This is a genomic window from Bacillus sp. FSL L8-0193 (genome assembly GCF_037976065.1).
Lineage (GTDB): Bacteria > Bacillota > Bacilli > Bacillales > Bacillaceae > Bacillus > Bacillus paralicheniformis.
On sequence record NZ_CP150261.1, the window covers coordinates 1,380,594 to 1,403,682 of the forward strand.

General features: G+C 45.3%; 32 protein-coding genes and 1 tRNA gene. 18 read left to right on the top strand and 15 right to left on the bottom strand.

Annotated elements, in window-relative coordinates:
* Positions 1–355: 355 nt before the first annotated feature.
* The gene (locus MHH76_RS06885) at positions 356–439 is read right to left on the bottom strand and encodes a putative holin-like toxin (RefSeq protein ID WP_033155145.1); all 84 of its coding nucleotides are present in this window, start codon (positions 437–439) and stop codon (positions 356–358) included.
* Positions 440–647: 208 nt separating this feature from the next.
* On the opposite strand from MHH76_RS06885, the gene MHH76_RS06890 reads away from it, so the two are divergent.
* Together MHH76_RS06890 and MHH76_RS06895 are read left to right on the top strand one after the other, a co-directional pair.
* A complete protein-coding gene (locus MHH76_RS06890; RefSeq protein WP_025811616.1) occupies positions 648–803 on the top strand; it encodes a phage holin in 156 nt (51 codons plus the stop codon).
* 135 nt (positions 804–938) lie between these two features.
* The gene (locus tag MHH76_RS06895) at positions 939–1,253 is read left to right on the top strand and encodes a hypothetical protein (RefSeq protein WP_025811615.1); all 315 of its coding nucleotides are present in this window, start codon (positions 939–941) and stop codon (positions 1,251–1,253) included.
* A 10-nt stretch (positions 1,254–1,263) separates the two neighbouring features.
* On the opposite strand, the gene MHH76_RS06900 is transcribed toward MHH76_RS06895, so the two are convergent.
* Together MHH76_RS06900 and MHH76_RS06905 are read right to left on the bottom strand one after the other, a co-directional pair.
* Complete coding sequence (locus tag MHH76_RS06900) at positions 1,264–2,244, bottom strand: hypothetical protein (RefSeq protein ID WP_025811614.1); 981 nt, start codon at positions 2,242–2,244, stop codon at positions 1,264–1,266.
* Positions 2,241–2,456 (bottom strand): helix-turn-helix transcriptional regulator, encoded by a 216-nt coding sequence (locus tag MHH76_RS06905; protein ID WP_025811613.1) that lies wholly within the window; start codon positions 2,454–2,456, stop codon positions 2,241–2,243. Before MHH76_RS06905 ends, MHH76_RS06900 begins: the two co-directional genes overlap by 4 nt.
* Before the next feature lie 131 nt (positions 2,457–2,587).
* Between MHH76_RS06905 and MHH76_RS06910 the strand changes: the two genes are divergently transcribed.
* The 3 genes from MHH76_RS06910 (at position 2,588) to MHH76_RS06920 (ending at position 3,754) form a co-directional block, all read left to right on the top strand.
* Positions 2,588–2,968: a helix-turn-helix domain-containing protein gene (locus tag MHH76_RS06910; protein ID WP_230631839.1), complete on the top strand. Its 381-nt coding sequence runs from the start codon at positions 2,588–2,590 to the stop codon at positions 2,966–2,968.
* A gap of 455 nt (positions 2,969–3,423) precedes the next feature.
* Positions 3,424–3,570, top strand: a complete 147-nt coding sequence (locus tag MHH76_RS06915; RefSeq protein WP_240635793.1) for a hypothetical protein — start codon at positions 3,424–3,426, stop codon at positions 3,568–3,570.
* Positions 3,524–3,754, top strand: coding sequence for a YolD-like family protein (locus MHH76_RS06920; protein ID WP_240635792.1), 231 nt, complete (start codon positions 3,524–3,526; stop codon positions 3,752–3,754). The genes MHH76_RS06915 and MHH76_RS06920 overlap by 47 nt, the downstream gene beginning before the upstream one ends.
* A gap of 27 nt (positions 3,755–3,781) precedes the next feature.
* Here MHH76_RS06920 and MHH76_RS06925 read toward each other — a convergent pair whose 3' ends face one another.
* Both MHH76_RS06925 and MHH76_RS06930 read right to left on the bottom strand, forming a co-directional pair.
* A complete protein-coding gene (locus tag MHH76_RS06925) occupies positions 3,782–4,513 on the bottom strand; it encodes a tyrosine-type recombinase/integrase (RefSeq protein WP_230631843.1) in 732 nt (243 codons plus the stop codon).
* Between the two features lie 377 nt (positions 4,514–4,890).
* A tRNA-Val gene (locus tag MHH76_RS06930) sits at positions 4,891–4,963 on the bottom strand.
* Between the two features lie 173 nt (positions 4,964–5,136).
* On the opposite strand from MHH76_RS06930, the gene MHH76_RS06935 reads away from it, so the two are divergent.
* Together MHH76_RS06935 and MHH76_RS06940 are read left to right on the top strand one after the other, a co-directional pair.
* Positions 5,137–5,316: a hypothetical protein gene (locus MHH76_RS06935; RefSeq protein WP_011197793.1), complete on the top strand. Its 180-nt coding sequence runs from the start codon at positions 5,137–5,139 to the stop codon at positions 5,314–5,316.
* A 37-nt stretch (positions 5,317–5,353) separates the two neighbouring features.
* Positions 5,354–5,932 (top strand): maltose acetyltransferase domain-containing protein, encoded by a 579-nt coding sequence (locus tag MHH76_RS06940; RefSeq protein ID WP_023856696.1) that lies wholly within the window; start codon positions 5,354–5,356, stop codon positions 5,930–5,932.
* Positions 5,933–6,014: 82 nt separating this feature from the next.
* Here the strand turns inward: MHH76_RS06940 and MHH76_RS06945 are convergent, their stop codons facing one another.
* Positions 6,015–6,374 carry a hypothetical protein gene (locus MHH76_RS06945; protein ID WP_023856697.1) on the bottom strand — a complete coding sequence of 120 codons (360 nt, stop codon included), beginning with the start codon at positions 6,372–6,374 and terminating at the stop codon, positions 6,015–6,017.
* A gap of 136 nt (positions 6,375–6,510) precedes the next feature.
* Entirely contained in the window at positions 6,511–7,401 is an 891-nt protein-coding gene (locus MHH76_RS06950) for a LysR family transcriptional regulator (protein ID WP_020450991.1), read from the bottom strand.
* A 317-nt stretch (positions 7,402–7,718) separates the two neighbouring features.
* Here MHH76_RS06950 and MHH76_RS06955 point away from each other — a divergent pair, with 317 nt between their 5' ends.
* Both MHH76_RS06955 and cysI read left to right on the top strand, forming a co-directional pair.
* Positions 7,719–9,548 (top strand): assimilatory sulfite reductase (NADPH) flavoprotein subunit, encoded by a 1,830-nt coding sequence (locus MHH76_RS06955; protein WP_023856698.1) that lies wholly within the window; start codon positions 7,719–7,721, stop codon positions 9,546–9,548.
* Between the two features lie 27 nt (positions 9,549–9,575).
* Positions 9,576–11,294 (top strand): assimilatory sulfite reductase (NADPH) hemoprotein subunit, encoded by a 1,719-nt coding sequence (cysI, locus tag MHH76_RS06960; protein ID WP_020450993.1) that lies wholly within the window; start codon positions 9,576–9,578, stop codon positions 11,292–11,294.
* 56 nt (positions 11,295–11,350) lie between these two features.
* On the opposite strand, the gene MHH76_RS06965 is transcribed toward cysI, so the two are convergent.
* Positions 11,351–12,238 carry a LysR family transcriptional regulator gene (locus MHH76_RS06965; RefSeq protein ID WP_023856699.1) on the bottom strand — a complete coding sequence of 296 codons (888 nt, stop codon included), beginning with the start codon at positions 12,236–12,238 and terminating at the stop codon, positions 11,351–11,353.
* 91 nt (positions 12,239–12,329) lie between these two features.
* Here MHH76_RS06965 and MHH76_RS06970 point away from each other — a divergent pair, with 91 nt between their 5' ends.
* The gene (locus MHH76_RS06970; protein WP_023856700.1) at positions 12,330–13,202 is read left to right on the top strand and encodes a DMT family transporter; all 873 of its coding nucleotides are present in this window, start codon (positions 12,330–12,332) and stop codon (positions 13,200–13,202) included.
* Between the two features lie 48 nt (positions 13,203–13,250).
* Positions 13,251–13,628, top strand: a complete 378-nt coding sequence (locus MHH76_RS06975; protein ID WP_023856701.1) for a VOC family protein — start codon at positions 13,251–13,253, stop codon at positions 13,626–13,628.
* Positions 13,629–13,672: 44 nt separating this feature from the next.
* Here MHH76_RS06975 and MHH76_RS06980 read toward each other — a convergent pair whose 3' ends face one another.
* A complete protein-coding gene (locus tag MHH76_RS06980; RefSeq protein WP_023856702.1) occupies positions 13,673–14,221 on the bottom strand; it encodes an IseA DL-endopeptidase inhibitor family protein in 549 nt (182 codons plus the stop codon).
* Positions 14,222–14,671: 450 nt separating this feature from the next.
* On the opposite strand from MHH76_RS06980, the gene MHH76_RS06985 reads away from it, so the two are divergent.
* On the top strand, positions 14,672–15,412 hold the full coding sequence (locus tag MHH76_RS06985) for a 3D domain-containing protein (protein ID WP_025811608.1): 741 nt from the start codon (positions 14,672–14,674) through the stop codon (positions 15,410–15,412).
* A 57-nt stretch (positions 15,413–15,469) separates the two neighbouring features.
* On the opposite strand, the gene MHH76_RS06990 is transcribed toward MHH76_RS06985, so the two are convergent.
* The 4 genes from MHH76_RS06990 to MHH76_RS07005 form a co-directional block, all read right to left on the bottom strand.
* Positions 15,470–16,894, bottom strand: a complete 1,425-nt coding sequence (locus MHH76_RS06990; RefSeq protein WP_023856705.1) for a DHA2 family efflux MFS transporter permease subunit — start codon at positions 16,892–16,894, stop codon at positions 15,470–15,472.
* A 16-nt stretch (positions 16,895–16,910) separates the two neighbouring features.
* A complete protein-coding gene (locus tag MHH76_RS06995) occupies positions 16,911–17,489 on the bottom strand; it encodes a TetR/AcrR family transcriptional regulator (RefSeq protein ID WP_023856706.1) in 579 nt (192 codons plus the stop codon).
* Positions 17,490–17,599: 110 nt separating this feature from the next.
* Positions 17,600–17,836 carry a hypothetical protein gene (locus tag MHH76_RS07000; RefSeq protein WP_020451001.1) on the bottom strand — a complete coding sequence of 79 codons (237 nt, stop codon included), beginning with the start codon at positions 17,834–17,836 and terminating at the stop codon, positions 17,600–17,602.
* 28 nt (positions 17,837–17,864) lie between these two features.
* The gene (locus MHH76_RS07005) at positions 17,865–18,278 is read right to left on the bottom strand and encodes a regulatory YrvL family protein (protein ID WP_023856707.1); all 414 of its coding nucleotides are present in this window, start codon (positions 18,276–18,278) and stop codon (positions 17,865–17,867) included.
* Positions 18,279–18,745: 467 nt separating this feature from the next.
* Here MHH76_RS07005 and MHH76_RS07010 point away from each other — a divergent pair, with 467 nt between their 5' ends.
* Positions 18,746–19,393 (top strand): poly-gamma-glutamate hydrolase family protein, encoded by a 648-nt coding sequence (locus MHH76_RS07010; protein ID WP_023856708.1) that lies wholly within the window; start codon positions 18,746–18,748, stop codon positions 19,391–19,393.
* Between the two features lie 12 nt (positions 19,394–19,405).
* Here MHH76_RS07010 and MHH76_RS07015 read toward each other — a convergent pair whose 3' ends face one another.
* Positions 19,406–20,062: an ImmA/IrrE family metallo-endopeptidase gene (locus MHH76_RS07015; protein ID WP_020451004.1), complete on the bottom strand. Its 657-nt coding sequence runs from the start codon at positions 20,060–20,062 to the stop codon at positions 19,406–19,408.
* Between the two features lie 188 nt (positions 20,063–20,250).
* The gene (gene xre / locus MHH76_RS07020) at positions 20,251–20,604 is read right to left on the bottom strand and encodes an HTH-type transcriptional regulator Xre (RefSeq protein ID WP_020451005.1); all 354 of its coding nucleotides are present in this window, start codon (positions 20,602–20,604) and stop codon (positions 20,251–20,253) included.
* Between the two features lie 172 nt (positions 20,605–20,776).
* On the opposite strand from xre, the gene MHH76_RS07025 reads away from it, so the two are divergent.
* Genes MHH76_RS07025 through MHH76_RS07045 form a run of 5 tightly spaced genes read left to right on the top strand, consistent with a single transcriptional unit; the run spans position 20,777 to position 23,018 of the window.
* Complete coding sequence (locus MHH76_RS07025; RefSeq protein WP_023856709.1) at positions 20,777–21,037, top strand: helix-turn-helix transcriptional regulator; 261 nt, start codon at positions 20,777–20,779, stop codon at positions 21,035–21,037.
* Complete coding sequence (locus MHH76_RS07030; protein WP_033155144.1) at positions 21,027–21,323, top strand: hypothetical protein; 297 nt, start codon at positions 21,027–21,029, stop codon at positions 21,321–21,323. Before MHH76_RS07025 ends, MHH76_RS07030 begins: the two co-directional genes overlap by 11 nt.
* Positions 21,324–22,148, top strand: coding sequence for a phage portal protein (locus MHH76_RS07035; RefSeq protein WP_023856711.1), 825 nt, complete (start codon positions 21,324–21,326; stop codon positions 22,146–22,148).
* Positions 22,048–22,848, top strand: a complete 801-nt coding sequence (locus tag MHH76_RS07040; RefSeq protein WP_025811606.1) for an ATP-binding protein — start codon at positions 22,048–22,050, stop codon at positions 22,846–22,848. The genes MHH76_RS07035 and MHH76_RS07040 overlap by 101 nt, the downstream gene beginning before the upstream one ends.
* On the top strand, positions 22,848–23,018 hold the full coding sequence (locus MHH76_RS07045; RefSeq protein WP_023856713.1) for a hypothetical protein: 171 nt from the start codon (positions 22,848–22,850) through the stop codon (positions 23,016–23,018). The genes MHH76_RS07040 and MHH76_RS07045 overlap by 1 nt, the downstream gene beginning before the upstream one ends.
* The last annotated feature ends 71 nt before the right edge of the window (positions 23,019–23,089 follow it).

Below are 23,089 nucleotides of genomic sequence, written 5' to 3' on the forward strand. Positions count from 1 at the left end.
TGAATTATGAAAAAATAATGTGGTTGTTCAAAAGCATTGGAAGAAGAAGCACGGTTTACCCTCGAATATTTTCATTTATCCCGAGAGGTGAATGACACTATTAGTTGATTTAGTGGGTTGAAATTGGTAATATGAATTTGAAGATAGACTGTCAAAATCATAAAAAGACCACAGGTGCGTCATCAACGTATCGCTCAAACGTTCAGGTGTATTTTTTTAAAAGAAAAGCATAAAATAAAAAAGACCCGACTGCGCCAACAGTCGAGTCGAGTGTACAAAGCGGCCCAACAAGGGCTTGGCTCAGTCATTTTAAATATAGACTTCCCTTTGAACTTTACCAGGGCTCAAGGGAAGTCTATTTTTCTTTCTTCGACAACACGGCAATTAACATGCCGAAAGCAATCATTAACGAGATTGTTTCGTATGCTGTCATAAGCATCACCCCCTTTCATAGGGGATGAGCCAACTTCCCTTGAGTGAGCCCGAACTTTGTACAAAGAATATTTTACCATAACTCTTTCGATCAGCGACTGTTTTTTGTTGAATGAAGACATACAGAGTATGAGAGGTAAGAATGGAAAAAATCAAACGCAAAAACGGCAGGAACTCCGTTGAAAATCAACGTTTTCCTGCCGTTTCGATAAGGATTGAGCCAGGACGGAATTTACGGACCTAATCCGATTCCGGTCGATGAAGAAGGCGTGCAGCAATTTATTTCGCTCGCGTTCATGGGCGTTACTTCGCTGTGGGCGTACTGGAAAAATAACGACGTGACGAAGAAAGCGCGGACAAAAGGCGAATAGATAACGGAACTTCTGGCGGGCGCCTACGTATAAGATCGTGGGTGCTCTGTACATAAACTGGTTTGCGGAAATTGTTTCCGATGAAGTATAATTTTACTCAGAAAAACAGTTCGGTAAGGGCGGAGGGGATTAGGTGTGACAGATATCCAAACTATTCAAATAGAAATTAAGAAAAGTAAGACAGGATGGATTAGGAAGCTTTTCTTTTTTCCGGCAGCTATATTCGGGTTTTTGATGGGCCTTGTTCTTTGCGTAACTATAGTGGGTATTATCCCGGGTTTCTTTATGATGACTGGATCTGTGGGTATATTTATGTCAGGTCTTAATTATCGGCAGGCCACTTGCCCGCACTGTAATAAGAAAAAATATGTAGTAAGTCAAGCTGAAGACTTCAAATGCGATCGTTGCGGAAAACCGACTATTATCGAGTGGACAAAACCCCATCTTTAATCAGATGGGGTTATTTAACACTAATCAACTTGCTTTTTTGCGTGACTTTTCTGTCATCCTTATTTTTAACAAAAACTTTCAACTGGTACTTACCGGATTCAGAAAAAGTGATAGTTGTTTTATTAGAAGGAGTGTACATACGCTTTTCTATTGTTTTCCCGTCTTTGTACACATACCAAGCGAATACAGAATCCGGGTCCGAGCTTTGCGCTTGAAATTCATGTTGGTCATTAATTTTTACTATAGATATCGGCTCATTGAGCAGTTTTATGTACGGAACTCCTGTTTCTTCTGAAATAATTTGTTTTAGATATTCAGGGAAATATTTCGCGACATCTGCGTGTTCATTGTAGTCTCCCAAATCTAAGGCATACTGCATTCCTTTTTTATTTAATTCTTTAGTTAACGGCTTGACGTGGTGGTTATAATGGTACTCGCCTTTGCCGACATGCAGATAAAGTTTCGGCGACGAATTTGAATTTCTAATTCTATCTTGTAATATAGTGTTCAAGAAATTTTTGTCTTGAGTACCGTTTCCTCCGGAAATAAACCTCGAAACATCCTCTAATGAACTACTGTTGAAAAGATAATCCCCTAAAAGATATTGAGGTGATCCGGAGATTACACTATTGAATTCATATTTTATCCCGTAGTAGATAGCTGCATAACCTCCTTTGCTGGAACCGCAGGAGATGATTTGGTCGATTTCGTTTTCGCGGACTATCTCGTTTATTAATGAAATTACTGATCTTTCTATGCTGAAATCCCTGTTTTCGCACAAATAATAACTAGCTCTACATCCGAAGTCATCTAATATGTAAAGCTTGTTGCAATCATATCCTTCTAATGCGCGTAGATAGTTATAGGCAGGAGGCTTTCCCTCTGCTCCGAATGCCGAGAAGACTACGACCAGACTTCGACATGTATTCGACTTTTGAAAAAGATATTTAACTTCTCTCTCCCCTTTAAAAACGGATTCTCCTTGAATCATTGCTTTTCCCCCTTGTTGCGAATCTCAAATAGTTCATTCATGTCCGTGATGCCGAACTTGTCAATAATCTTTTCTAGTGCTTCCTTCGGGTATCTCTTTGTTTTTCCAGAACATAATTCGCTAACTGACCGTGTAGATAGTTGCAACTCTTCTGCAAAATCTTTCTGTTCGTATCCGTGCTCCTCAAGCAACTCTTTAAGACGAAGACGCATCCACCTCACCCTTTCGTGGTGTATAACTGTAGTATAAGCTAAAGAAGAGAATTACGCAAACCGTAATTGACAATTCCGGTTTAGTGTAATTATAATTACGTTAAACGTAAATTACGGAAGGCGGAATCGTTATGCATTATTTAGCGGAACATCAAACGTTCGACTCGACGGCCGAACTCAACACGGCAGTCTACGAACACATCAAGCGCAATACATACGAATTAAACGACACGGACCGGCTGACGCTGAAGACGATCGCTCGTTATGCGGTCAAGTTCGCCGGCGCAGCGCATCTCAAAGCGGAGACACTCGCGGACCTGATCGGAAAGTCCCTCAAGACGGCGCGTCGTGCCGTCAACAAACTCGCATCACTTTCGATCATCCAGAAGGTCGCAACAACCCGGAAAATAAACGGCGGCCACGGCGCAAATATTATCGTCATTCTTCCGGTTGACCAGTCGACAATGACCACGCGTGGGGATGCCGAAAAGCCAACGGATGAAGCGGCCTAAAACTACGAATGAACCATCGCATTCTATTAATCTTTCAAAAAATCACGTAATAGATACAGTGCCGGCCTGCGGTCTTAAAAACGCGTTACCAAGCGAAATCTAATCCGCAATGGCGCGCTACTTTGAAGCGGACGAAATTTATAAATACTACGGAATCTTATTGCGGGCTAAGGCAAGCGTAGATCCGACGCTAATACTCGAAGAACATCCGCAGCCATTCGTTGAAGCGTGGCATGCAGCGATTCTCAAACGAAAACAGCAGAAAATTAGACGCTTCGACGACTACCTATACGCTAGCTTCCGACAAGCAGCATGGACGGTAAAAGCCCGTGAAAATCGCGTTAAAAACGTTGGGATATTGGCGGAGTTCGAAACGTTCCTCCAGGCGGAATAGATTGATTCCGAACATTTGTTCGAGTTATACTTTCATCATATAACCGAAGGAGGACGATCGTATGACATTACGCGATAGAGGAACGATGAAATGGACGTCAATATTCTTGCCGGAGCACATTGCGCAGCTTAGGCGCCTTAAATCCGAGATTGATCACGCATATGAGCGGAAGCCAGCGATTGATCCGGGAACATTGGTGGGACTTTGAATCGAAAATTCAATACGCGTACAGGACCGGTCAGGCTTGCGAGATCCGTTACTGGCGGAATTGGGTAGCGGAATGGGTGAATGGCGTGATTGATTCCGTTGATCCGGTCGGTGGGGCATTGCGGATTGATGGTGTAGAGGTGCCGTTTAGGGAGATCGTGTGGGTGGCGTTAGAGGACATTTAATAGAAAAAAGCCCGACAGATGCGAGCCTTAATTCTTACGTTTAATTTTTCTCTGCCTATTTAATTTTTTGCGAACTGAATTTATAGCCGAATACTTCGCATGTTGTGACACGAGGGAGTTCCCCGATAAATGGGTATAGCGCATTACCATTCTTAAATCACTGTGGCCTAATAACATTTGAAGGTGGCGTAAGTCTCCTCCGGCTTCTAGATACATAGTTGCGGCCGTATGGCGAAACAGATGTGGGTGAACTCGTTTCTTTTTACCGACTTCTTTTGCGTATTCGACGAGTCTCTTTCGAAAGTGATCCCGCGTCAATCTCTCATCATAGTTTGCGAGGAATATATAATCGGTGTCAAAATCGGCTTTATTCTCCGTGATTAATTCGTTTATTAATTTTGCCGTACGTGCTTTTCTATTTTTGGCGACAGTAGCCGGCATGTGTAGTGCGCACCCTTTAAAATCGAAGTCTTCCTCGCGCATTCCTAACGCCTCAGAGATACGCATCATTCCGTCTAATAAAACGTTCATAAGGACGTAGTCTCTAAAGTTGGCATACTCACGTTGATTAGGGGCTGCAAATAGTAAGCGCAACTCGTCTTCGTCTAAAATAACGATCTCTTCCTCAGGCTCCCTGACGTTCTTTATCCCTTGCATCGGATTATTTTCGATTAATCCTTCGTCGTATAACGTTTTAAACAACACTCGCAATGTTTTAAGACGGGTGTTAATCGTTGAAGGCGCCAACCCCTTCGTCATATACTCGTCTTTTTTTAACGCATGAGCCTCGAATTTTACCTACTCGTCCTGCATGTAGACAATATACTTCCGAATTACATCTCGATTAATTTCGTTTATTTACCGCGCTATCCCCTTACGATCTAAAAATTCGAGGAAGAATCCGTAATTGTCCTCGTACTGACCGATTGTGGAATCCGCCCGTCCTTCCGATTTCTTTATTGCGCGGAACTGTACGAATAGAACATCGAGATTAGTCGTTGTTTTCCGTAAAGTACGCTCTTTCTTAACGCGTTTACCTGATCTTTTTGCAGACAAAGTCACCGCTAAGTCAGCGGACGCAAAAACGGCAGGAACTCCGTTGAAAATCAACGTTTTCCTGCCGTTTCGATTCGGTATGATTCCGACTGGGCTCGAACCAGCGACCTCTACCCTGTCAAGGTAGCGCTCTCCCAGCTGAGCTACGGAATCATGATATGTAACACTGGGTATTTGTTTTGCTGACAAGTTCTATTATATGCAGATTAGATGGGTTCGTCAACAGTTTTTCGATTTTTTTTTTGAGAACTGGGAAAGAGTCTTGCAGTACGCCGCGCGTTATGAAAATATTGTCTTATATAGAAGTCAAAAGGGAGCAGAATTGGATGGATCTGATACTTAAAAGTGTTGATAGTATTTTAATCGTATTTTTAGCAATCTTTTTTATGTGGAAATTCGTTTATGAAATTAAACATGAGAAGCGGAAGGCTGTTATCTTGCTTTTGCTGCTCATCAATGTCTATTTTATTGTAAAAGTGTTCAATCTCGTGTTGCAATTGATGTAGCCAATATCAAAATGCAGTTAAGGAGACTAAAAAACCAATGAAAACAGAAAAGCAAAAAATGCTGGACGGAGAGCTTTATCTTGCTTCTGATCCGGTGCTGTGCCATGACAGACTCAAGGCGCGCAACATTACGAATGAATTCAACCATTCGAACGAAATCGACGACAATAAAAGGACCAAGCTGATCAAAGAGCTGTTTGGTTCAACAGGGGAAACGCTCCACATCGAACCGGTGTTTCGCTGTGATTACGGTTTTAATATACATGTCGGGGAAAATTTCTTCGCCAATTTTGACTGTGTTTTCCTCGATGTATGCGAAATCCGGATAGGCGATCATTGTATGCTCGGACCGGGCGTTCATATTTATACGGCGACCCATCCGCTTGATCCGTTCGAAAGGATAAGCGGTGCGGAGTACGGGATACCTGTCATCATCGGACGTAACGTCTGGATTGGCGGCAGAGCGGTCATCAATCCCGGCGTCAAGGTCGGCGACAATGCAGTGATAGCTTCCGGAGCCGTCGTGACAAAAGATGTCCCGGACAATGCCATCGTCGGCGGAAATCCGGCAAAGATCATCAAATACGTTGATAGCAAAAACACCAATTCTATGTGATTGGTGTTTTTATATAGACGCGGTGAATGTTGGAGCTGATCAAACATCCGCGGGAAGCAGATTTCTCCCGCGGATTTAAGTGTTATCGGGTGACCGTAATATTGTTGATGACCAGCTGTCCCAATGAATTGAGATACGAAAATGTCGCTTTGCCTGGGCTGACGGCTTTTACGTACACGCGGTCCGAGGTGACGCTGACGGTAATGGCGCTGCCGCTGTAGGACACGTTTGAAATGCCGACGTATTGATCTTCCTGTCCGACTTTCATCGGCCTGTTGATGACGATCGCCTGAGGGGCGAAGATTCCTTGTGCAGATGCGTGAGAAGAGAGACTTTCAGTTTTAGAGAGTTCCTGGGCTTGTACATGCATGGGACTTCCCGAAACAGCAAGCATACCTGCCAGTAATGATGAAGCAACTAAACTTTTACTTAACCACTTCATAACCATCATCTCTTTTCCTATGTGATAGTTCCAGGATATGGCATCTCCAGCCGGCAGTCAATCGTTTCCAGTGATGATTCACACATTGGACAAACGAAAACAAACATTTCGTGAAGCGGGCAGGAAGAACGGATCATCATTCCGAAGCTGTTCTTTGGTTCAAAGCGTTAATAAAGGTTTTTACATTTTTTTTGTCTTGCATGACGGGTGAATATATATATGAAAGCGTCCTGGTAAAGGTTTGATTTTTCAGCCGGATCACGGAAAGGTTTCCATGCTGCACGTCTCTTTCAATGACGCTTTCAGACAGGAGTGACAGGCCGATGCCTGTCATGAGCGTTTCTTTGATCCCCTGGTTGCTGCTGATCGTCAGAAACGACTTGACTTTCAAACCGTTTGAACGGATGACATGGTTTAAGTATTCGCGTGTACCTGAGCCGACTTCGCGTGTTACCCATGTTTGATTTTGCAGATCGGCCATTGTCACGTCCTGTTTGGCGGCAAGCGGGTGATTACTTGAAGCGGTGATAAACAATTCGTCCTGCATAAAGGCGTGGACAGAAAGCTCTTTTTCATTTGTCTGGCCTTCGATCAAGCCGATGTCCACTTTGTACAGGCGGACGGACTGCACGATTTCTTCCGTGTTTCCAATGACCGCCTTGAGTTCGAGCTCAGGATATTCTTTTTGAAGGTCGAACAAGAGCGATGGCAAAATGTATTCGCCGATTGTGAAGCTTGCACCGATTTTCAGCTCGCCTTTGATCGAGTTGTGGTGATCGAGAATGTCTTGCCGCGTTTGTTCATATATGGTGATCATTTGTTTGGCGCGGTCGTATAAAATTTCACCGGTCGGCGTGATTTTCAAATATTTCGGAGAGCGTTCAAATAATTTCGTCTGGAACTCTTTTTCAAGATTTTTAATGTGCATGCTCACGCTCGGCTGTGACATGAGAAGAAGCTCGGCCGTTTTTGTGAAATTTTTGACTTCTGCAAGGGTAACGAATGTCTTCAGCGCATCATAATGCACACGAATCTCTCCTTTATTAAAAATTTTAATAGCTGTGATAATTAATATATATTTTACTAATGTTGAGTATTCCAGTAAACTTTAAATTAGAATCTTTTTTAGGAATGTTTGGTTTGAAGCAGGCTGACGCCGAGCGGCAAAGGGGTTGTGGTGAGTGAGCGCTTACAATATTTCTTTGCAGCAAAGCCGTGATCGACAGATGTTTTGCGTCAATAAAACCGATTTGATTTATAGGAATAGTGGTTATATGATGAATGTAATCCTTTTCCGTTTCAAACAAGTCATAATTTTTTTATTCCTTAGTGAGGTGGATATCGTTGCAACTTCAGGTAATGAACAGTCCTTTTAACCAGGAGCAGGCAGAGCTCCTCAACCGCCTTCTGCCAACTTTGACGGCATCACAAAAAGCCTGGCTGAGCGGTTATCTGGCGGCTGTGCAAACCGCCGATGCCGCGGCGGCGCTTGAAACATTGCCGGCGGAAGCTCCGGCTGCAAGTCCGGCCCAGCCTGTTTCCAAAGAAGTGACCATTTTATTCGGGTCGCAGACAGGAAATGCACAGGGACTTGCTGAAAACGCGGCTAAGACGCTTACAGAACGGGGCTTTCAAGTCACCGTCTCTGCAATGAGCGATTTTAAGCCGAACCAATTGAAAAAATTAAAAAACCTTCTCATCGTCGTCAGCACGCACGGAGAAGGGGATCCGCCGGACAACGCGCTGTCATTCCATGAATTTCTCCATGGCAGACGGGCTCCGAAGCTCGATGATTTCCGTTATTCTGTGCTGGCTCTTGGCGACACGTCGTATGAATTTTTCTGCCAGACCGGAAAAGAGTTTGATCAGCGGCTTGGTGAGCTGGGGGGCACAAGGCTCCATCCGCGCGTCGATTGCGATCTCGATTATGATGAACCGGCTGCAGCATGGCTTGAGGGTGTCATCTCAAGCTTAAACGAAGGACAGGAACAGGGCGCAAGCTCAGCACCTGCTCAAACGGCAGCACCGCAAGCAGCAGGAGGAGAAACGGTATATTCGAGAAAAAATCCGTTCAGAGCGGAAGTGCTGGAAAATTTGAATTTAAACGGCCGCGGATCAAATAAAGAAACGCGCCACCTTGAATTATCGCTCGAAGGCTCAGGCCTGACTTATGAACCTGGCGATGCGCTCGGCATTTTTCCGGAAAATGACCCGGAACTCGTCGACATGCTGCTGGCCGAGCTGAAATGGGATCCGAATGCTACCGTCACGGTTGATCAAGGGGAAAACCTTTCCCTGAAAGAAGCGTTGACTTCTTACTATGAAATTACGGTGCTGACAAAAAAATTTATTCAGCAGGCGGCAGAACTCATTGCAAATGAAAAGCTGCGCGAGCTTGCCGCTCAGGAAAACGCGGATCAATTAAAAGCATATATCGCAGGCCGCGACCTGATTGATTTCGTTCAGGATTTCGGTCCGATCGCAGCAGCTCCGCAGGATTTTGTTTCGATTCTTCGAAAAATTCCGCCGCGTCTTTATTCGATCGCATCAAGCTTCGCTGCAAATCCGGATGAGGTGCATTTGACGATCGGCGCTGTCCGCTACAATACGCACGGCAGAGACCGAAAAGGGGTCTGCTCGGTTTTATGTGCTGAACGCCTTCAGCCTGGCGACACGCTGCCTGTTTTTATTCAGCCGAATAAAAACTTTAAGCTGCCGGAAAATCCGGAGGCTCCGATTATCATGGTCGGTCCGGGCACAGGTGTTGCGCCGTTTAGGTCATTTATGCAGGAGCGCGAAGAAACCGGAGCACCGGGGAAATCGTGGATGTTCTTCGGCGACCAGCACTTCGTCACCGATTTCTTATATCAGACAGAATGGCAAAAGTGGCTGAGTGACGGCGTGCTGACAAAAATGGATGTCGCGTTCTCGCGGGATACGGAAGAAAAAGTATATGTACAGCACCGCATGCTTGAGCACAGCAAAGAACTGTTTGAGTGGCTTGAAGAAGGAGCGGCTTTCTACGTTTGCGGCGACAAGAACAACATGGCCAAAGATGTTCAGAACGCATTGCTTGAAATTATCGAAAAAGAAGGCGGCAAAAGCCGCGAGGAAGCTGAAGCCTATCTGGCAGAAATGAAAAAGCAAAAACGTTATCAGCGCGATGTATACTGATTTTGATTGAAAGGGGACTTTTTCAACATGGGGAACGAAATATTAAAAGCGCCTGAAGGCCCGCCGAGTGATGTAGAACGCATTAAGAAAGAAAGCAACTATTTGCGCGGCACCCTGAAGGAATCGATGCTTGAGCCGCTTTCAGCCGGAATTTCCGATGACGACAACCGTCTGATGAAGCATCATGGCAGCTATTTGCAGGATGACCGCGATCTCCGCAATGAGCGTCAAAAGCAAAAGCTTGAGCCGGCGTATCAGTTCATGCTGCGCGTCCGGATGCCGGGCGGTGTCGCAACGCCTGAGCAGTGGCTTGTCATGGATGAGCTTGCCCGGAAATACGGAAATGGCACATTGAAGCTGACAACCCGGGAAACCTTCCAAATGCACGGCATTTTAAAATGGAACATGAAAAAAACGATTCAATCGATCCATTCAGCCATGCTGGATACGATTGCAGCATGCGGGGATGTTAACCGGAACGTCATGTGCGCTTCCAATCCGTATCAATCAGAAATCCACAGAGAAGTGTATGAATGGTCGAAAAAGCTGAGTGATGACCTCCTGCCGCGCACACGTGCGTATCATGAAATCTGGCTTGATGAAGAAAAAGTGGCCGGCACGCCTGATGCGGAAGAAGTCGAACCGATGTACGGACCGCTGTATCTGCCGCGGAAATTCAAAATCGGCATCGCCGTTCCGCCGTCAAATGATATCGACGTATTTTCCCAGGATCTTGGGTTTATCGCGATTGTGGAGGATGACAAACTCATCGGCTTCAACGTCGCGATCGGCGGCGGTATGGGCATGACCCACGGGGACAAAGCAACGTATCCGCAGCTTGCCAAAGTCATTGGCTTCTGTAAGCCTGATCAGTTATATGATGTCGCCGAAAAAACGATTACGATTCAGCGGGACTACGGAAACCGCTCGGTTCGCAAAAATGCCCGCTTCAAGTACACAATTGACCGCCTCGGCTTGGAAACGGTCAAAAACGAGCTGGAAAACCGCCTCGGCTGGAGCCTCGCTGAAGCAAAGCCGTATCATTTCGAGCATAACGGCGACCGCTACGGCTGGGTAAAGGGTGTAAACGGAAGATGGCACTTTACAATGTTTGTTGAGGGCGGCCGCGTCACTGACTATGATGATTACAAGCTGATGACCGGCTTAAGGGAGATCGCCAAAGTTCATACCGGCGATATCCGCCTCACAGCCAATCAAAACTTGATCATTGCCAATGTCACAAGCCAAAAGAAGAAAAAGATCAGCGAACTGATCGAACAGTTTGGTTTGACTGACGGCAGGCATTATACAGCGCTCCGCCGCAGCTCGATCGCATGCGTCGCACTGCCGACGTGCGGATTGGCGATGGCCGAAGCGGAACGATATTTGCCAAAGCTGATTGACAAAATTGATGAAATCATTGAAGAAAACGGCTTGAAGAATGAAGAGATTACCATCCGCATGACGGGATGCCCGAACGGCTGCGCCCGCCATGCGCTCGGCGAAATCGGCTTCATCGGAAAAGCCCCTGGCAAGTACAACATGTACCTCGGCGCCGCTTTTGACGGCAGCCGTCTAAGTAAAATGTACCGGGAAAACATCGGTGAAGAAGAAATTTTAAAAGAACTTCGCGACATTCTTCCGCGCTATGCGAAAGAACGCAATGAAGGAGAACATTTCGGAGATTTCGTCATCCGCGCCGGAATTGTTAAAGAAACGACGGACGGAACGAATTTCCATGATTGATGAGCATTTTTTAAAAAACGCCTCAGCCCTTTGATCGGTGCTGAGGCGTTTTCTGTTTACGAAAATGATCGAACCGTTTCCGACTCGATGATCATTTTCATAAACTCGGCAGCCGCCGGTGTTGCTTCTTCAAATGAGGGTGTAATCATGCCGACCTCGCGGATAATTTGAGGAGAGATGTCTTTTTTGATCAACCGATGGGATACGGAGGAAAGCGAAAAGTTAGAAATCAAGCCGATCCCCAAGTTGTTATTGACCATATTGACCAATGTTTCCGCGTTTTGCACAGTCAGATTTTCTTTTAATTCGAGGCGGTGTTTTTGAAAGATTTGAGATACCGCGACTTCGTGCCCGCCCTTGCAAAAGATCAATTCATTTTGATGTTTTTTCAGATCAATGAAAGGTGCGTCTTTTAAGTGATGATATTGCTCAGGGATGACGGCCGCCATCCGGTCTTGAAACAATACTTGACTTTCGAAACCGTCAAAGGGAGAGGCGACGATGCCTAAATCAACCAGGCGTGTTTCGACCCATTGCTTGATTTGGTCGGAGGTTCCTTCGACCAGCTCGATTTGTACGAGCGGATACTTTGACCTGAAGGAGGCGATAGCCTGCGGCAAAATATTCGCTGAGACGGCGGGGAACGAGCCAACTTTGACTTTCCCCCTGAGTAGATGATTTTCTTGATCGGCCACTTGGTATATTTTGTTTTCAATCACAATCATCTGTCTGGCCAGTACGGCGATTTCCATTCCCGCGTCAGTAAGCTTTAACTTGTTCTGTTTATCCCGAATCAACAATTTGACCCCGAGCGACGTTTCCATGGTTTTTATGGCTTTGCTCACGGCCGGCTGTGAAATATACAGCTCGTTGGCGGCTTCTGTCATATTTAGTGTCTCCGCGACTTTCACAAAGATGTGAAGGCTGTTCATGTTCATAACCAAATGGTTATACCTCCGATAATAAAAATGTATTTCAGTTATCATCCAATATAGCATATGCTGTACATGAAACAAAGAAGAAAGGTGACGGTTTATGTTTAAAGTACTGTTGGGGATCATCTCTGTAACACTTATTTGGGGGTATACCTGGGTGACGATGAAAATCGCAATCACTGACATTCCCCCTGTTTTATTTTCGGCACTGCGGCTGTTCATTGGAGCCGTTCCTTTGTTTGTAATTCTCTTGATCAAAGGAAGGAAGCGTTCAATAGGAAAGGAGAATATCAAGCATTATCTGGTGATGAGTTTATTGATGGGTTTAGGTTATATGGGGGTGTTAACTTACGGCATGCAGTTTGTCGATTCGGGAAAAACGTCTGTATTGGTGTATACCATGCCGATTTTTGTCACTGTCATCAGTCATTTTAAATTAAACGAGAAAATCAATGTGTATAAAATGCTCGGTTTATTTTCCGGGTTGATCGGTCTTTTGTTTATATTAGGAGGAGGGATTCTGCATGTTGATCAAAATGTCATATTTGGAGAGCTTTGTGTTTTAATCGCAGCGCTCAGCTGGGGCATCGCCAATGTATACAGCAAACTGAAATTTAAAGATACAGATATGATTCATATGAATGCATGGCAGCTTCTCACAGGGGCGGTGATGTTATTGATCTTCTCTTTTATACTGGAACCGTCCCGGCCGATTCACTGGTCAAATGAAGCGATCTTATCTCTTTTATTTAACGGTTTATTCTCTACGGCTTTGACGTTCGTCATTTGGTTTTGGATCCTGAATCAAATCGAAGCGTCAAAAGCATCGATGGCTTTAATGTTTGTTCCCGTATTAGGCCTTTTATTCGGCTGGCTGCAGCTGCATGAACCGGTCACAATCAGCATCCTGATCGGCGCCTTCATGATCTGCATCGGGATTTTTATGAATACTTATCAATTTAAAAAGGTGTAAAAAAAGGCAGAGGGTCTATATGGTATGATGAAATGGGAGGGAGATTTTATGAAAATCGAACACATCGCTATATGGACGAACAATTTAGAGGAAATGAAAGACTTTTATACCCGGTTTTTTCACGGAAAGGCGAATGAAAAATACGTCAATCCGAAAAAGCATTTCGAATCCTATTTCATTCAGTTTGAATCGGGAACACGGCTTGAGCTGATGAGACGTCCCGACCTTGCAAAAGGAGAGGAAAACGCTTCCGGCTATGCACATATGGCGTTTTCCTTAGGGTCGCGGCAAGAGGTTGACGAGATGACGAGCCGCTTTGAAAAGGAAGGATACCAGGTTGCCGGAAAGCCGCGCGTCACGGGTGACGGGTATTATGAAAGCGTCATCCTGGATCCTGACGGTAACATCGTTGAGCTGACCGTTTGACGGAAAAAAGCTAATGTCCGTTTTTAGACATTAGCTTTTTTCGTTTAGATGGCAGCATCGAGCTGATTGATTTTCCATTTGTTGTCTTCTTTCACAAACGTGATCTTTCTTTTCGCAGTCACTGATCCATCCAATGCCGGTACGGAAAATTCATAGGTGCGGGTATTGTTTTTTTGAGAAATCAGTTTGATTGTTGCTTTGTCCCATCCTAAGAGGTTGTCCCCATCGCCGACAGGAACGGCCATTTTTCCTTTATAAGACATAATGTTGTATTTTTCAAATCCTTTTTTAATGGCGTCTTTTGTGAAAACCGGTGCCAAGTAATCTGTTAACTTTGCTTTTGTGCTGAATTCACTGCACATATACGTATATGGAAGACCGCGGTATTCAAATGTTTTGGTTTGGCAAGTTGAGTTTTTCGCTTTTGGATTGTGGCCGCTCATCGTATTCCAAAAGTGCTCCCGTGCCTGCAAAGTCATTTGCATGACTTGTTTATTTGTTAAATTCCCTGATGTTTGGTTTTTCGCTGCGAGAGATGCTCCGGCAGGTAAGATGAGTAAAACAGCTAATAAACAAACGATTAACTTTTTCATGTTCCTCTCTCCTTAAATATATCTCTTATGTTACAAATGTTACAATAATTACAGATGGATTACAAGAGATTTGCGAGAAAAATTTTCCTCCGCTGTTTTCTAATATATGACGACATAAAAGCGACTGGGGTTATATGTTTAGGAAAATAAATTACGTCTATTGATTCGTTTTCCCGAATTTCTCTTCTCATAAACACAAAAGCTTCATGTTGAAAAAACATCTTATACTGAAAAAGAATTCCAGCTTGAACCAGCGTCAAGAGCAGGAAAGAGGACGTCTGAAACATAAAGGAATCATGTTGTTGAAAATCAGAATTTTACATAAAATCAAACTTTATCAGTAAAAAAACTGTAACGAAATTCGCATCAATCTGTCATAGCGGTGACATTTTGCTGTGTTACGATTTTCCCTGTTAGTTTCAAAAGGGCTAACAAGGGAGGATTTAACTTATGAAGAAGACAATCATGTCCTTGGCTGCAGCCGCAGCTATGTCGGCGACTGCATTCGGAGCGACTGCCTCAGCAAAAGAAATCGAAGTTCAAAAAGGAGACACGCTCTGGGGGATTTCTCAAAACTACGGAATGAACCTCAAGGACTTAAAAAAATGGAATCAGCTTTCATCAGATCTGATTTTACCGGGTCAAAAGCTGAACATTTCTTCTCAAGAAGAAAAATCTGAAGAAAAGCAGTACACCGTTCAGCTAGGGGACACGCTCTCAAAAATCGCAAAAGAGTTCGGTGTAACTGTAAGCGATCTTCAAAAACGGAACAATCTGAAGTCGGACCTGATTATTGCAGGGCAAACGATTGCGATAAATGGAGAAGCAGGAGAGGCTGCTGCTGCAGCGCCTGTGAAACAAGAGTCCGCGCAAAAACAAAACGATCAGCCTGTCAACGTGCAAAAGGAAATCACAGTGACAGCAACTGCGTATACGGCAAATGACGGGGGCATTTCAGGCATCACAAAAACGGGAGTCGACCTGAATGCGAACCGTGATGCAAAAGTCATCGCGGTTGATCCAAGCGTGATTCCGCTCGGTACGAAAGTATATGTGGAAGGCTACGGCGAAGCGACGGCTGAAGACACCGGAGGCGCCATTAAAGGCCATAAAATAGACGTATTTATTCCAGATAAAAAAGACGCTTTCAATTGGGGCGTCAAAACCGTAAAGGTCAAAATTTTAAACTAATATCAAAAAATGCAGGAGGCGCTTCATGCCTCCTGCATTTTTTTGATGGATCGATGTTTATGCTGGATGATGTTCCCCGCGACTGCTTTTCACAAAAACCGAAATCACAAGAGCAGCTGCTGCAAAGACGATGGCTACGAAATAAACCATATGAACGCCTTCTGTCATACCTTGCATGTGCAGCTCCTGACGGCTGGCTCCTGAAGAATGCGCGATAAAGCGATTCGAAACGGTCGTCAGAATTGTCGTGTACAATGCCGGACCGATGGCCCCTGACACTTGATTGACCGTATTCATAATCGCCGAGCCATGCGGGTACAGCGGTTTGGGCACCTGGTTTAAACCGAGCGTCATGATCGGAGCCATCGTTAACCCGACGCCGAGTGTGAAGCCGGCGTACAGCATCATTCCCGCCGCCATCGGCGTATCGCTTGAAATATTCGTAAACAGCGAAAGGACGGCAATCACAATGATCAACCCGGTGATCAACAGCGGTTTAAAGCCAAGCTTATCAAACAGGCGTCCTGCAACAAGAGATGTCATCGCCAGGACAAGGCCGCCCGGCAGCATAAGAATGCCTGTATAAAGCGGTGACAGCTCAAGCGCCATCTGGAAGTAAAGCGGCAAAATCAGCATCATCGAAAACTGTAGCATCATCACGATCCACATCAGGATAACCGAGACGGAAAATATTTTTGACTGAAACGGCCTCATATCAAGCATCGGCACTTTCAATTTGAGCTGGCGCATGACGAACAATATTAATCCGATGACACCGGCTGCCAGTCCGATGATCACTTTCGGACTGCTCCAGCCCGCAGCTTCCCCGGCGTTGCTGAAGCCGAAAACGATTCCGCCAAACCCGACAGTCGATAAAAGAATAGATAATATGTCAATTTTCGGATACGTCAGTTCGGTTACATTTTTCAGGCGGAACGCCGCATAAAAAATCATGAAAACCGATACTGGCAGCATCATGAAGAAAACAACGCGCCATGAATAATGCTCGACAATATAGCCTGAGATGACCGGACCGATCGCCGGGGCAAATAAAATAACGAGCGTTAGGATTCCGGTCATCGTTCCGCGTTTTTGCGGCGGAATCAAAGTCAATATCACATTCATCACAAGCGGCAGTATCAAACCTGTACCTGAGCCTTGGATGATCCGTCCGGCGAGAACGAGCGGGAAGACCGGAGCGATTCCGGCCAGAAAGGTTCCCGCCGTAAATAATGTCATCGCAGACAGAAACAACTGCCTTGTCGTAAAGCGCTGCATTAAAAACGCAGTAATCGGCACGGCGATGCCGATCATGAGCATATATCCGGTTGACAGCCACTGGGCCGTGTTCGCTGAAATGACGAAATCGTCGATGATCTTCGGCAAAGCCACATTCATGACCGTCTCATTAATCAGAGCGAGAAAATTTCCGACGATTAAAATGGCGATAATCATGAAGGAGCCTTTTTTAGCATGTTCCATTTGCATTTCCCACCCTTTATGATCGTTTTAGTAAAAAAGGAATTTGTTCGGCGGCTGCACTGAGGGGCCGACCGTTTTTTTTCGTCACTGAGAGCACATACGCACCCTCAATCATCGCCTGTATCGCGACGCTCAGCGTCTCGGCCGTTTCCGGCGCGTAGCCTGACTGGAGCAGTTTATCCTGATAGACAAGCTGCCAGTCTTGATAAACCTGTTCACAAGTTTGGCGGAGCCTTTCGCTGAACGACCACGTTTCTGAGGCGACGGATACGATCGGAATATCATCGTTTTCTTCCATGATGTATTCCTCGATTCCGTCAGCCATCATCTGGATATAAGATTGAAACGCCTTGACAGGATCAGCTTCTCGGCTGATCGCTGACAATATATACGCTTTGATTCTTTTCCCGGTTAATTGAATCGCCTCTTGCGCCAGTTCTTCTTTGCCGCCGGGAAAATAATAATAAAGCGATCCCCGCGGCGCTCCGCTTTCGGCTGTGATTTGGCTCAGACCTGTGGCATGGTAGCCTTGTTTGCGGAACAATCGTGAAGCTGCCCGCAATATTTTGTCGCGGCTGCTCATTTTTTCTGCCATCCTATCATTCCCTTATGATTTTATACTGATCGGTCTATATAATTTTAACGAAAAAAAAGACCTTTTTTGAAGGCCTATTTTAGAAAAAGGACGATTTGTCCATATTCGGTTCACCGGGAATCCGCTGAAGGCTTCAGAAAGCCGGCAAGCAGCGGCGCCACAGCGATCACTGCCAAGATCGACAAAAGGCTGTCAGATATGAGGTGAACAAAAGTGGAATTGATGGTATAGAGTGCGAGCACCGTTAAATAAACGGCCAAAAAAACGTAGCCGAAGATTTTCTTGCGGAACGGTTTTTTGAGTTGAATAAAAAGAAACAATCCGGCCATTAAAATGATAAACGTCACAGTTCTATTCTCCCTTCGCGAATGTTTCTCAATCCTCGTATGTCCGGTTTCTTTCTTTGTTGTCTTCAAATGCCAGCTGAATGACGAATAAAAACAGACAGGCGATGATTTCCACATCCAGCGGGATGGTGATGCTGTCCATCAATTCATCAGCGAGATGGATGGCAAGCCACGTAAAAAAACATTCGATCATAAAGGTCACGGCTTTATGACCGATCATAAAGCTCAAAATCTTTTCCGGGATTTCAAACAGCGCGCCGAGGCCAAAGGATAAAAGGATATACCAGAAGAGCGACCAGGGCGATTCGTATGTCACGCCGAAAATCGCGAAAAAACCGGCGACGCCGAAATAATAAGACCCGAATAAGAGCGTAAACACAGTGAGGATCAACAGAAAGATCAGAGTCACTGCGAGCATGGTACCGAGAGTTTTTTTAATCATTAAACATTCATTCCTAATCATGCAGTGTATATTCATGATATCAGAAAAATATCCGGTTGTGAGTTATTAATGAGATTTTGGGGTTAAAGTTTGTGTGGAAGGGGGGAGTGGAGAGAGCGTTCTGAAAAATTCCTTATGGATTTTTCGAGACCTAATTAATTACCATATATCATATTTGGAGCGTTTTCATTAGGGTTGCAAAGAGGATAGGATCCCAAATAAAAAAGGCTGCCAGCCGGCAACCTTACTTTGTTAATCATATTTCGTATTTGCTTGTTCTAAAACCGACGTGTTTACTAGAAGAATTATTTTCGTGCCTTAGGTGATTTTCGATTTTGGTTCAATTGCTTTAATCTTTTAAATCTCATAAAGAGATTTTTATTTTCCTAGAGGGAACATATTTACAACCGCTGCGACTCCCGGTACACTACATAAAAACAGGACAGGCAGGTGCAAAAAATCAAGAGATGAAGCAGGCTTTAACTGACCAATACGGCAGCTTTACAGAGATGGCAGAAAATGAAATAGAAGGAACCGATTATTCGGTGGCTGCGCGGGATGCAGGGAGCGCACTGCTTGTGATGGCTCCCCACGGGGGCGGGATTGAACCGGGCATCAGTGAAATTGTCAGGGCTTTTGCAGCGGGTTCTTCGGTTTATTTATTGGAAGGATTGAAAAGGCGCGGCAATAAGAGTCTTCATGTGACAAGCGCCCATTTTGACTGCCCGCTTGCCGTGCGAATGGCTGCAGGACATCGATACATACTGGCGTTCCACGGATATGACGAGCCTTCCCGCCGGCATACGCTCATCGGGGGGACAGATCGAAGGCGCGCCTTGTTGTTTGCGGAGACATTGGAGAAGCACGGATTTTCTGCGGAGCTGGCGGCTGAAAGGGGATATCTTTCAGGTACAAACCCTGCAAGCATCAACAATCGCTGCCAAACAGGGTTAAGCGTGCAATTTGAAATCAGCACTGCCCAGCGGAAGGCGATGTTTGAGCAATTCACATTAAAGGGCAGGCGAACGTCTCAAAATGAGGTGTTTTCCCGCTATGTCAAAGCTTTGAAGGCAGGAGCCCGCATCGCATATGGGCCGAGTGCAGCCGGGAGCTGAGCCGGCTGTTTTTTATTTTCTCAGCATATACGCCGGCCGGCTTTCTGCCGCGACCATTTTGCCGACGCCGTTTGCCGTTGTGTACGGGCGGCGGGTTTCCCGGCGGTAGCGTGCAAGTTCGTCTTCTTCTTTAAGGCGAGCAGCATTCGCTGATTCGCTCTCTTGGGAAAGGCTCGCCATCCATGCCTCATGAAACTGGATCCCGGCTTGCCGTTTTTCAAAGAGCTCGATCCGTTTGACAGCGAACGATTCCGTGACTTTAAAGAGGTCGGCGATCATTTTAGCGGCTTGGCATCGCAGCTGGGGAAAATCCATTTTTAAAAGCATAAAAGTAGGGACGCAAAAATGGTACATAAATTGATTGGCCTGGAATTCCTGCAGCTCCCTGAACATCTGATTCATATAAAGCTGGTTTCCCGCGTGCTTTAATACGTGGCATAACTCATGGGCAAAATCCTCCCACTGCTTTTCCTTTGAAAGGCTGCTGTTGAGAATGATGCTGTACATGCCGTCATGCTTAATCATCATGCTGTTGACATTTTCATAGTGAATCCAAATGTTAAAATGAGCGGCTATGCGATTCATATCAATGTGGTGGGGTTCAAAAAAACCAAACTTTTGATACATATTTTTGACGTATTCTTCTAGGTGAGATAAGTAAAACTTCAATACGAGACACCCTTTCGAACAAATGTTCTGTTTTTAGCGGGAAAGAAAAGCCCGTCAAAGGGGCTGTCATGTTTTCATGCAGATCTATCATATACGATGAGCAGCCTCTTTAGCAAATCTTTCCCTTTTTTATCGTCTTAACTATTAAATCGGCGCTCACCAGGTAACGTTTAATAGAAATTCCTTTTTTATCCGTTTTGTTTATCTCCGGGCTTTCGTTTTTTCTCTTTTTCTTTTAAGTATTGAATGAACTCGATGGCCTGCTGTCTGCTTTCGGGGGAAAATTCCTGCATGTCTCGGTATGCAATTTGCAGATCCGGATCTGCGATTTCGTCTTCAATCGTTTTTTTCTTTTCCGTTCCTGTCAACAGATAGTCAATCGTCACTTTATAGTAATCGGCGAGTTTTTTTAATGTTTCATAGTCCGGCTCGCTTCTTCCGTTTTCGTAATGGGAGTAGCGGGCCCGCGATACACCGATCTGCTTTGCAACTTCTTCCTGTGTCCGTTTTCCTCTCAGGCTCTTCAGTCTGCCGCCTAACATAGAATGACCTCTCTTCCTCAATTCGGCATGTTTATCTCTATTATAGATACAAAATGTATCGAAATAAACATATGATAAAAAAAGTATCAAAAAAGCATTGATGATAAGAAGTGTATCATATATAATCAAATCATCAGATACGTATTGTATCAAAAACAGGGAGTGAGAACATGTGCGAAAACGGTTGATCGAAGAGCGTTTTAAGAGGGGATGGACCCAAAAGCAAGTGTCGGAAAGGCTTGGACTCTCCGAGGTTTATGTTCGCAAAATCGAAAGGGGAACACGCAATCCCGGCAGAGAAACGATGCTGAAATTCGAAACGCTTTACTCAGTGCCTGATCGATTGCTGTTTCCCGATCTTTTTCAGGTCTGTTTGGATACATATTGTATCAACGGAACTCTGTATGAAAGAAGGCGATGTCATGAATCTTGAACATCCGATGGTCACACACATTCGAACGCACGGCTATCCAAAGGAAGCCGACAGAGAGCAAATGCGAAGACATGGCGGACCCGCCGGATATCCACAAGGAGGCAGAATGGGTAAAATTGTGATTTCCTACAGCTCAGACCGTTTTGATCAATGGCGGCTCGGCGAAGCCGGGGGATTCATCGCTTTTACGAAAGACGGAAAGCCTGTATTCCAATTCGATCGTAAAGGCCAATACGAACGGTATCTCAGACTGAACCGCAGAAGGCAGAAGGAAGGGGGAAGATGAATGTCCCGTCCGCTCGATCAAAGCTATCCCTTTTCCGTTTACTCAGGGATTTTAACACCTGTGCACTACGAGAAAATAGGCAATGCCATTTGGCTGTTTTTATGGTGCATCAGTTCAACAACTAAGGAAATCGAACGCGATGGGATGACATGGGGCATCGTGCTCGGCAACAAACCGCTGAAAGCCGCAGAATTGGCTCTTCAATTCGGCGTCAACGAAAAAACGGTTAGAAGATGGCTCGCTCTTCTCGAACGAAACGGCTACATTGCAGTCACAAGAGCGCCTTACGGAATGATTTTGTCAGTCAGACATTCAAAGAAATTTGCCTATGCCAGCCATGTCCGGTCAGGCAGTTCTGTTCGGACAGAAGAGACTGGCCGTGCGGACATCCTTGTCCAATCCAATAAAGATATCACACAAATCAACACAAAACATAATATGACTTCCATAAAAACAATAGCAGACCGATTTGCCGCCCTTAGGTCTTTGCAGGAAGGAAAGCCTGTCCATCCCTCGTCAAAAGACTACCAGGCCATCGCCCGGATTGTCGCCCGCGGAGTGTCTCTTCCGCAAACAATCAAATGGCTTGAACAATGCTTTGAAGAGTATGAGGCGCGGCGCCGAAGCCGCCATGAAACGATCAAGGTCTTCAGCTACTGTGAAAAATATATAATCGGCCGGCTGGCTGAAGCGGAAGAGAAAACAACTGTCAGGAGGGAGAACAATGTCCAAAAGAACAATCGAAGAGATCATGGACGAACTGAGAAACAGGAGCTGTCTATCACAGGGGGACAAACCGGAAGAATCCGCCGCAAAACGGTATGACTGTCCGAAATGCAAAGATGAACTTGGATTTATCGAACGGCGCGGAACGATGGAAGTATGGGTATCATGCGCCTGCCGCGAATGGCGGAAAGCGCAAAAGCTGTTGAAATCGAGCGAAATCACCGAACAATTTAAAAACTTAAATTTTGCTCAGTTCAAGACGAAAGGAAAACACCAATCTGTAAAAGAGGCGTATGAATGCGCCGTTGAATATGTACAAGCTTACCGGGACATCCGGGAAAGCCGCAAAAACAGCATCGCGTTCTTGGGACGACCCGGTTCAGGGAAGACGCATTTGCTGACGGCCGCCGCCAATGAGCTGATGAGGAAGCATTTCGTACCCGTCCTTTATTTTCCTTTTGTCGAAGGATTCAACGATTTAAAACAGGATTTCTCATTGCTTGAGGATAAGCTGAACCGGATGAAGCGAGTCGAGGTGCTGTTTCTCGATGACCTGTTTAAACCGGTGGGAGGCAGGCCGCGGGCGACGGAATGGCAGATCGAACAGACATATGCTGTCGTCAATTACAGGTATTTGAACCATAAGCCGATCATGCTGTCCAGCGAGCTAAGCGTTGAAGAAATTGTCAGCATAGACGAAGCGCTCGGAACGAGGCTGGTTGAAATGTGCCAGGACTTTCTCGTCGTCCTGAACGGGAGCTCTTTCGGCATCAATCATAGACTGGAGGGGATGGTTTGATGTGCCCGCTATGTAACGGGAGAAAATCAGTCCACCAGGACGCAAGGATCGGAACGATGTTCTGCGCTTGTCCAAACTGCCGCGCTGAAAGCGGCGATTTGACGGATGTGATCAAACATCTGGAAGCGCTGATTGCAAAAATGAAAACAAGGGTGAAACAAGGTGCTTAAATGTTTAAAAGCGATGATTCTCATCATCTGGACAGCAGCAAAAAGAGACGCACAAATGAAACGATGGCACG

Coding starts and splice junctions, on each gene's coding strand:
- MHH76_RS06885 (WP_033155145.1), bottom strand. CDS start 439: ATGCTTATGACAGCATACGAAACAATCTCGTTAATGATTGCTTTCGGC.
- MHH76_RS06900 (WP_025811614.1), bottom strand. CDS start 2,244: ATGATTCAAGGAGAATCCGTTTTTAAAGGGGAGAGAGAAGTTAAATAT.
- MHH76_RS06905 (WP_025811613.1), bottom strand. CDS start 2,456: ATGCGTCTTCGTCTTAAAGAGTTGCTTGAGGAGCACGGATACGAACAG.
- MHH76_RS06910 (WP_230631839.1), top strand. CDS start 2,588: ATGCATTATTTAGCGGAACATCAAACGTTCGACTCGACGGCCGAACTC.
- MHH76_RS06915 (WP_240635793.1), top strand. CDS start 3,424: ATGACATTACGCGATAGAGGAACGATGAAATGGACGTCAATATTCTTG.
- MHH76_RS06920 (WP_240635792.1), top strand. CDS start 3,524: ATGAGCGGAAGCCAGCGATTGATCCGGGAACATTGGTGGGACTTTGAA.
- MHH76_RS06925 (WP_230631843.1), bottom strand. CDS start 4,513: ATGACGAAGGGGTTGGCGCCTTCAACGATTAACACCCGTCTTAAAACA.
- MHH76_RS06935 (WP_011197793.1), top strand. CDS start 5,137: ATGGATCTGATACTTAAAAGTGTTGATAGTATTTTAATCGTATTTTTA.
- MHH76_RS06940 (WP_023856696.1), top strand. CDS start 5,354: ATGAAAACAGAAAAGCAAAAAATGCTGGACGGAGAGCTTTATCTTGCT.
- MHH76_RS06945 (WP_023856697.1), bottom strand. CDS start 6,374: ATGAAGTGGTTAAGTAAAAGTTTAGTTGCTTCATCATTACTGGCAGGT.
- cysI (WP_020450993.1), top strand. CDS start 9,576: ATGGGGAACGAAATATTAAAAGCGCCTGAAGGCCCGCCGAGTGATGTA.
- MHH76_RS06970 (WP_023856700.1), top strand. CDS start 12,330: ATGTTTAAAGTACTGTTGGGGATCATCTCTGTAACACTTATTTGGGGG.
- MHH76_RS06975 (WP_023856701.1), top strand. CDS start 13,251: ATGAAAATCGAACACATCGCTATATGGACGAACAATTTAGAGGAAATG.
- MHH76_RS06980 (WP_023856702.1), bottom strand. CDS start 14,221: ATGAAAAAGTTAATCGTTTGTTTATTAGCTGTTTTACTCATCTTACCT.
- MHH76_RS06985 (WP_025811608.1), top strand. CDS start 14,672: ATGAAGAAGACAATCATGTCCTTGGCTGCAGCCGCAGCTATGTCGGCG.
- MHH76_RS06990 (WP_023856705.1), bottom strand. CDS start 16,894: ATGGAACATGCTAAAAAAGGCTCCTTCATGATTATCGCCATTTTAATC.
- MHH76_RS06995 (WP_023856706.1), bottom strand. CDS start 17,489: ATGGCAGAAAAAATGAGCAGCCGCGACAAAATATTGCGGGCAGCTTCA.
- MHH76_RS07005 (WP_023856707.1), bottom strand. CDS start 18,278: ATGATTAAAAAAACTCTCGGTACCATGCTCGCAGTGACTCTGATCTTT.
- MHH76_RS07010 (WP_023856708.1), top strand. CDS start 18,746: ATGAAGCAGGCTTTAACTGACCAATACGGCAGCTTTACAGAGATGGCA.
- xre (WP_020451005.1), bottom strand. CDS start 20,604: ATGTTAGGCGGCAGACTGAAGAGCCTGAGAGGAAAACGGACACAGGAA.
- MHH76_RS07030 (WP_033155144.1), top strand. CDS start 21,027: ATGAATCTTGAACATCCGATGGTCACACACATTCGAACGCACGGCTAT.
- MHH76_RS07035 (WP_023856711.1), top strand. CDS start 21,324: ATGTCCCGTCCGCTCGATCAAAGCTATCCCTTTTCCGTTTACTCAGGG.
- MHH76_RS07040 (WP_025811606.1), top strand. CDS start 22,048: ATGTCCAAAAGAACAATCGAAGAGATCATGGACGAACTGAGAAACAGG.
- MHH76_RS07045 (WP_023856713.1), top strand. CDS start 22,848: ATGTGCCCGCTATGTAACGGGAGAAAATCAGTCCACCAGGACGCAAGG.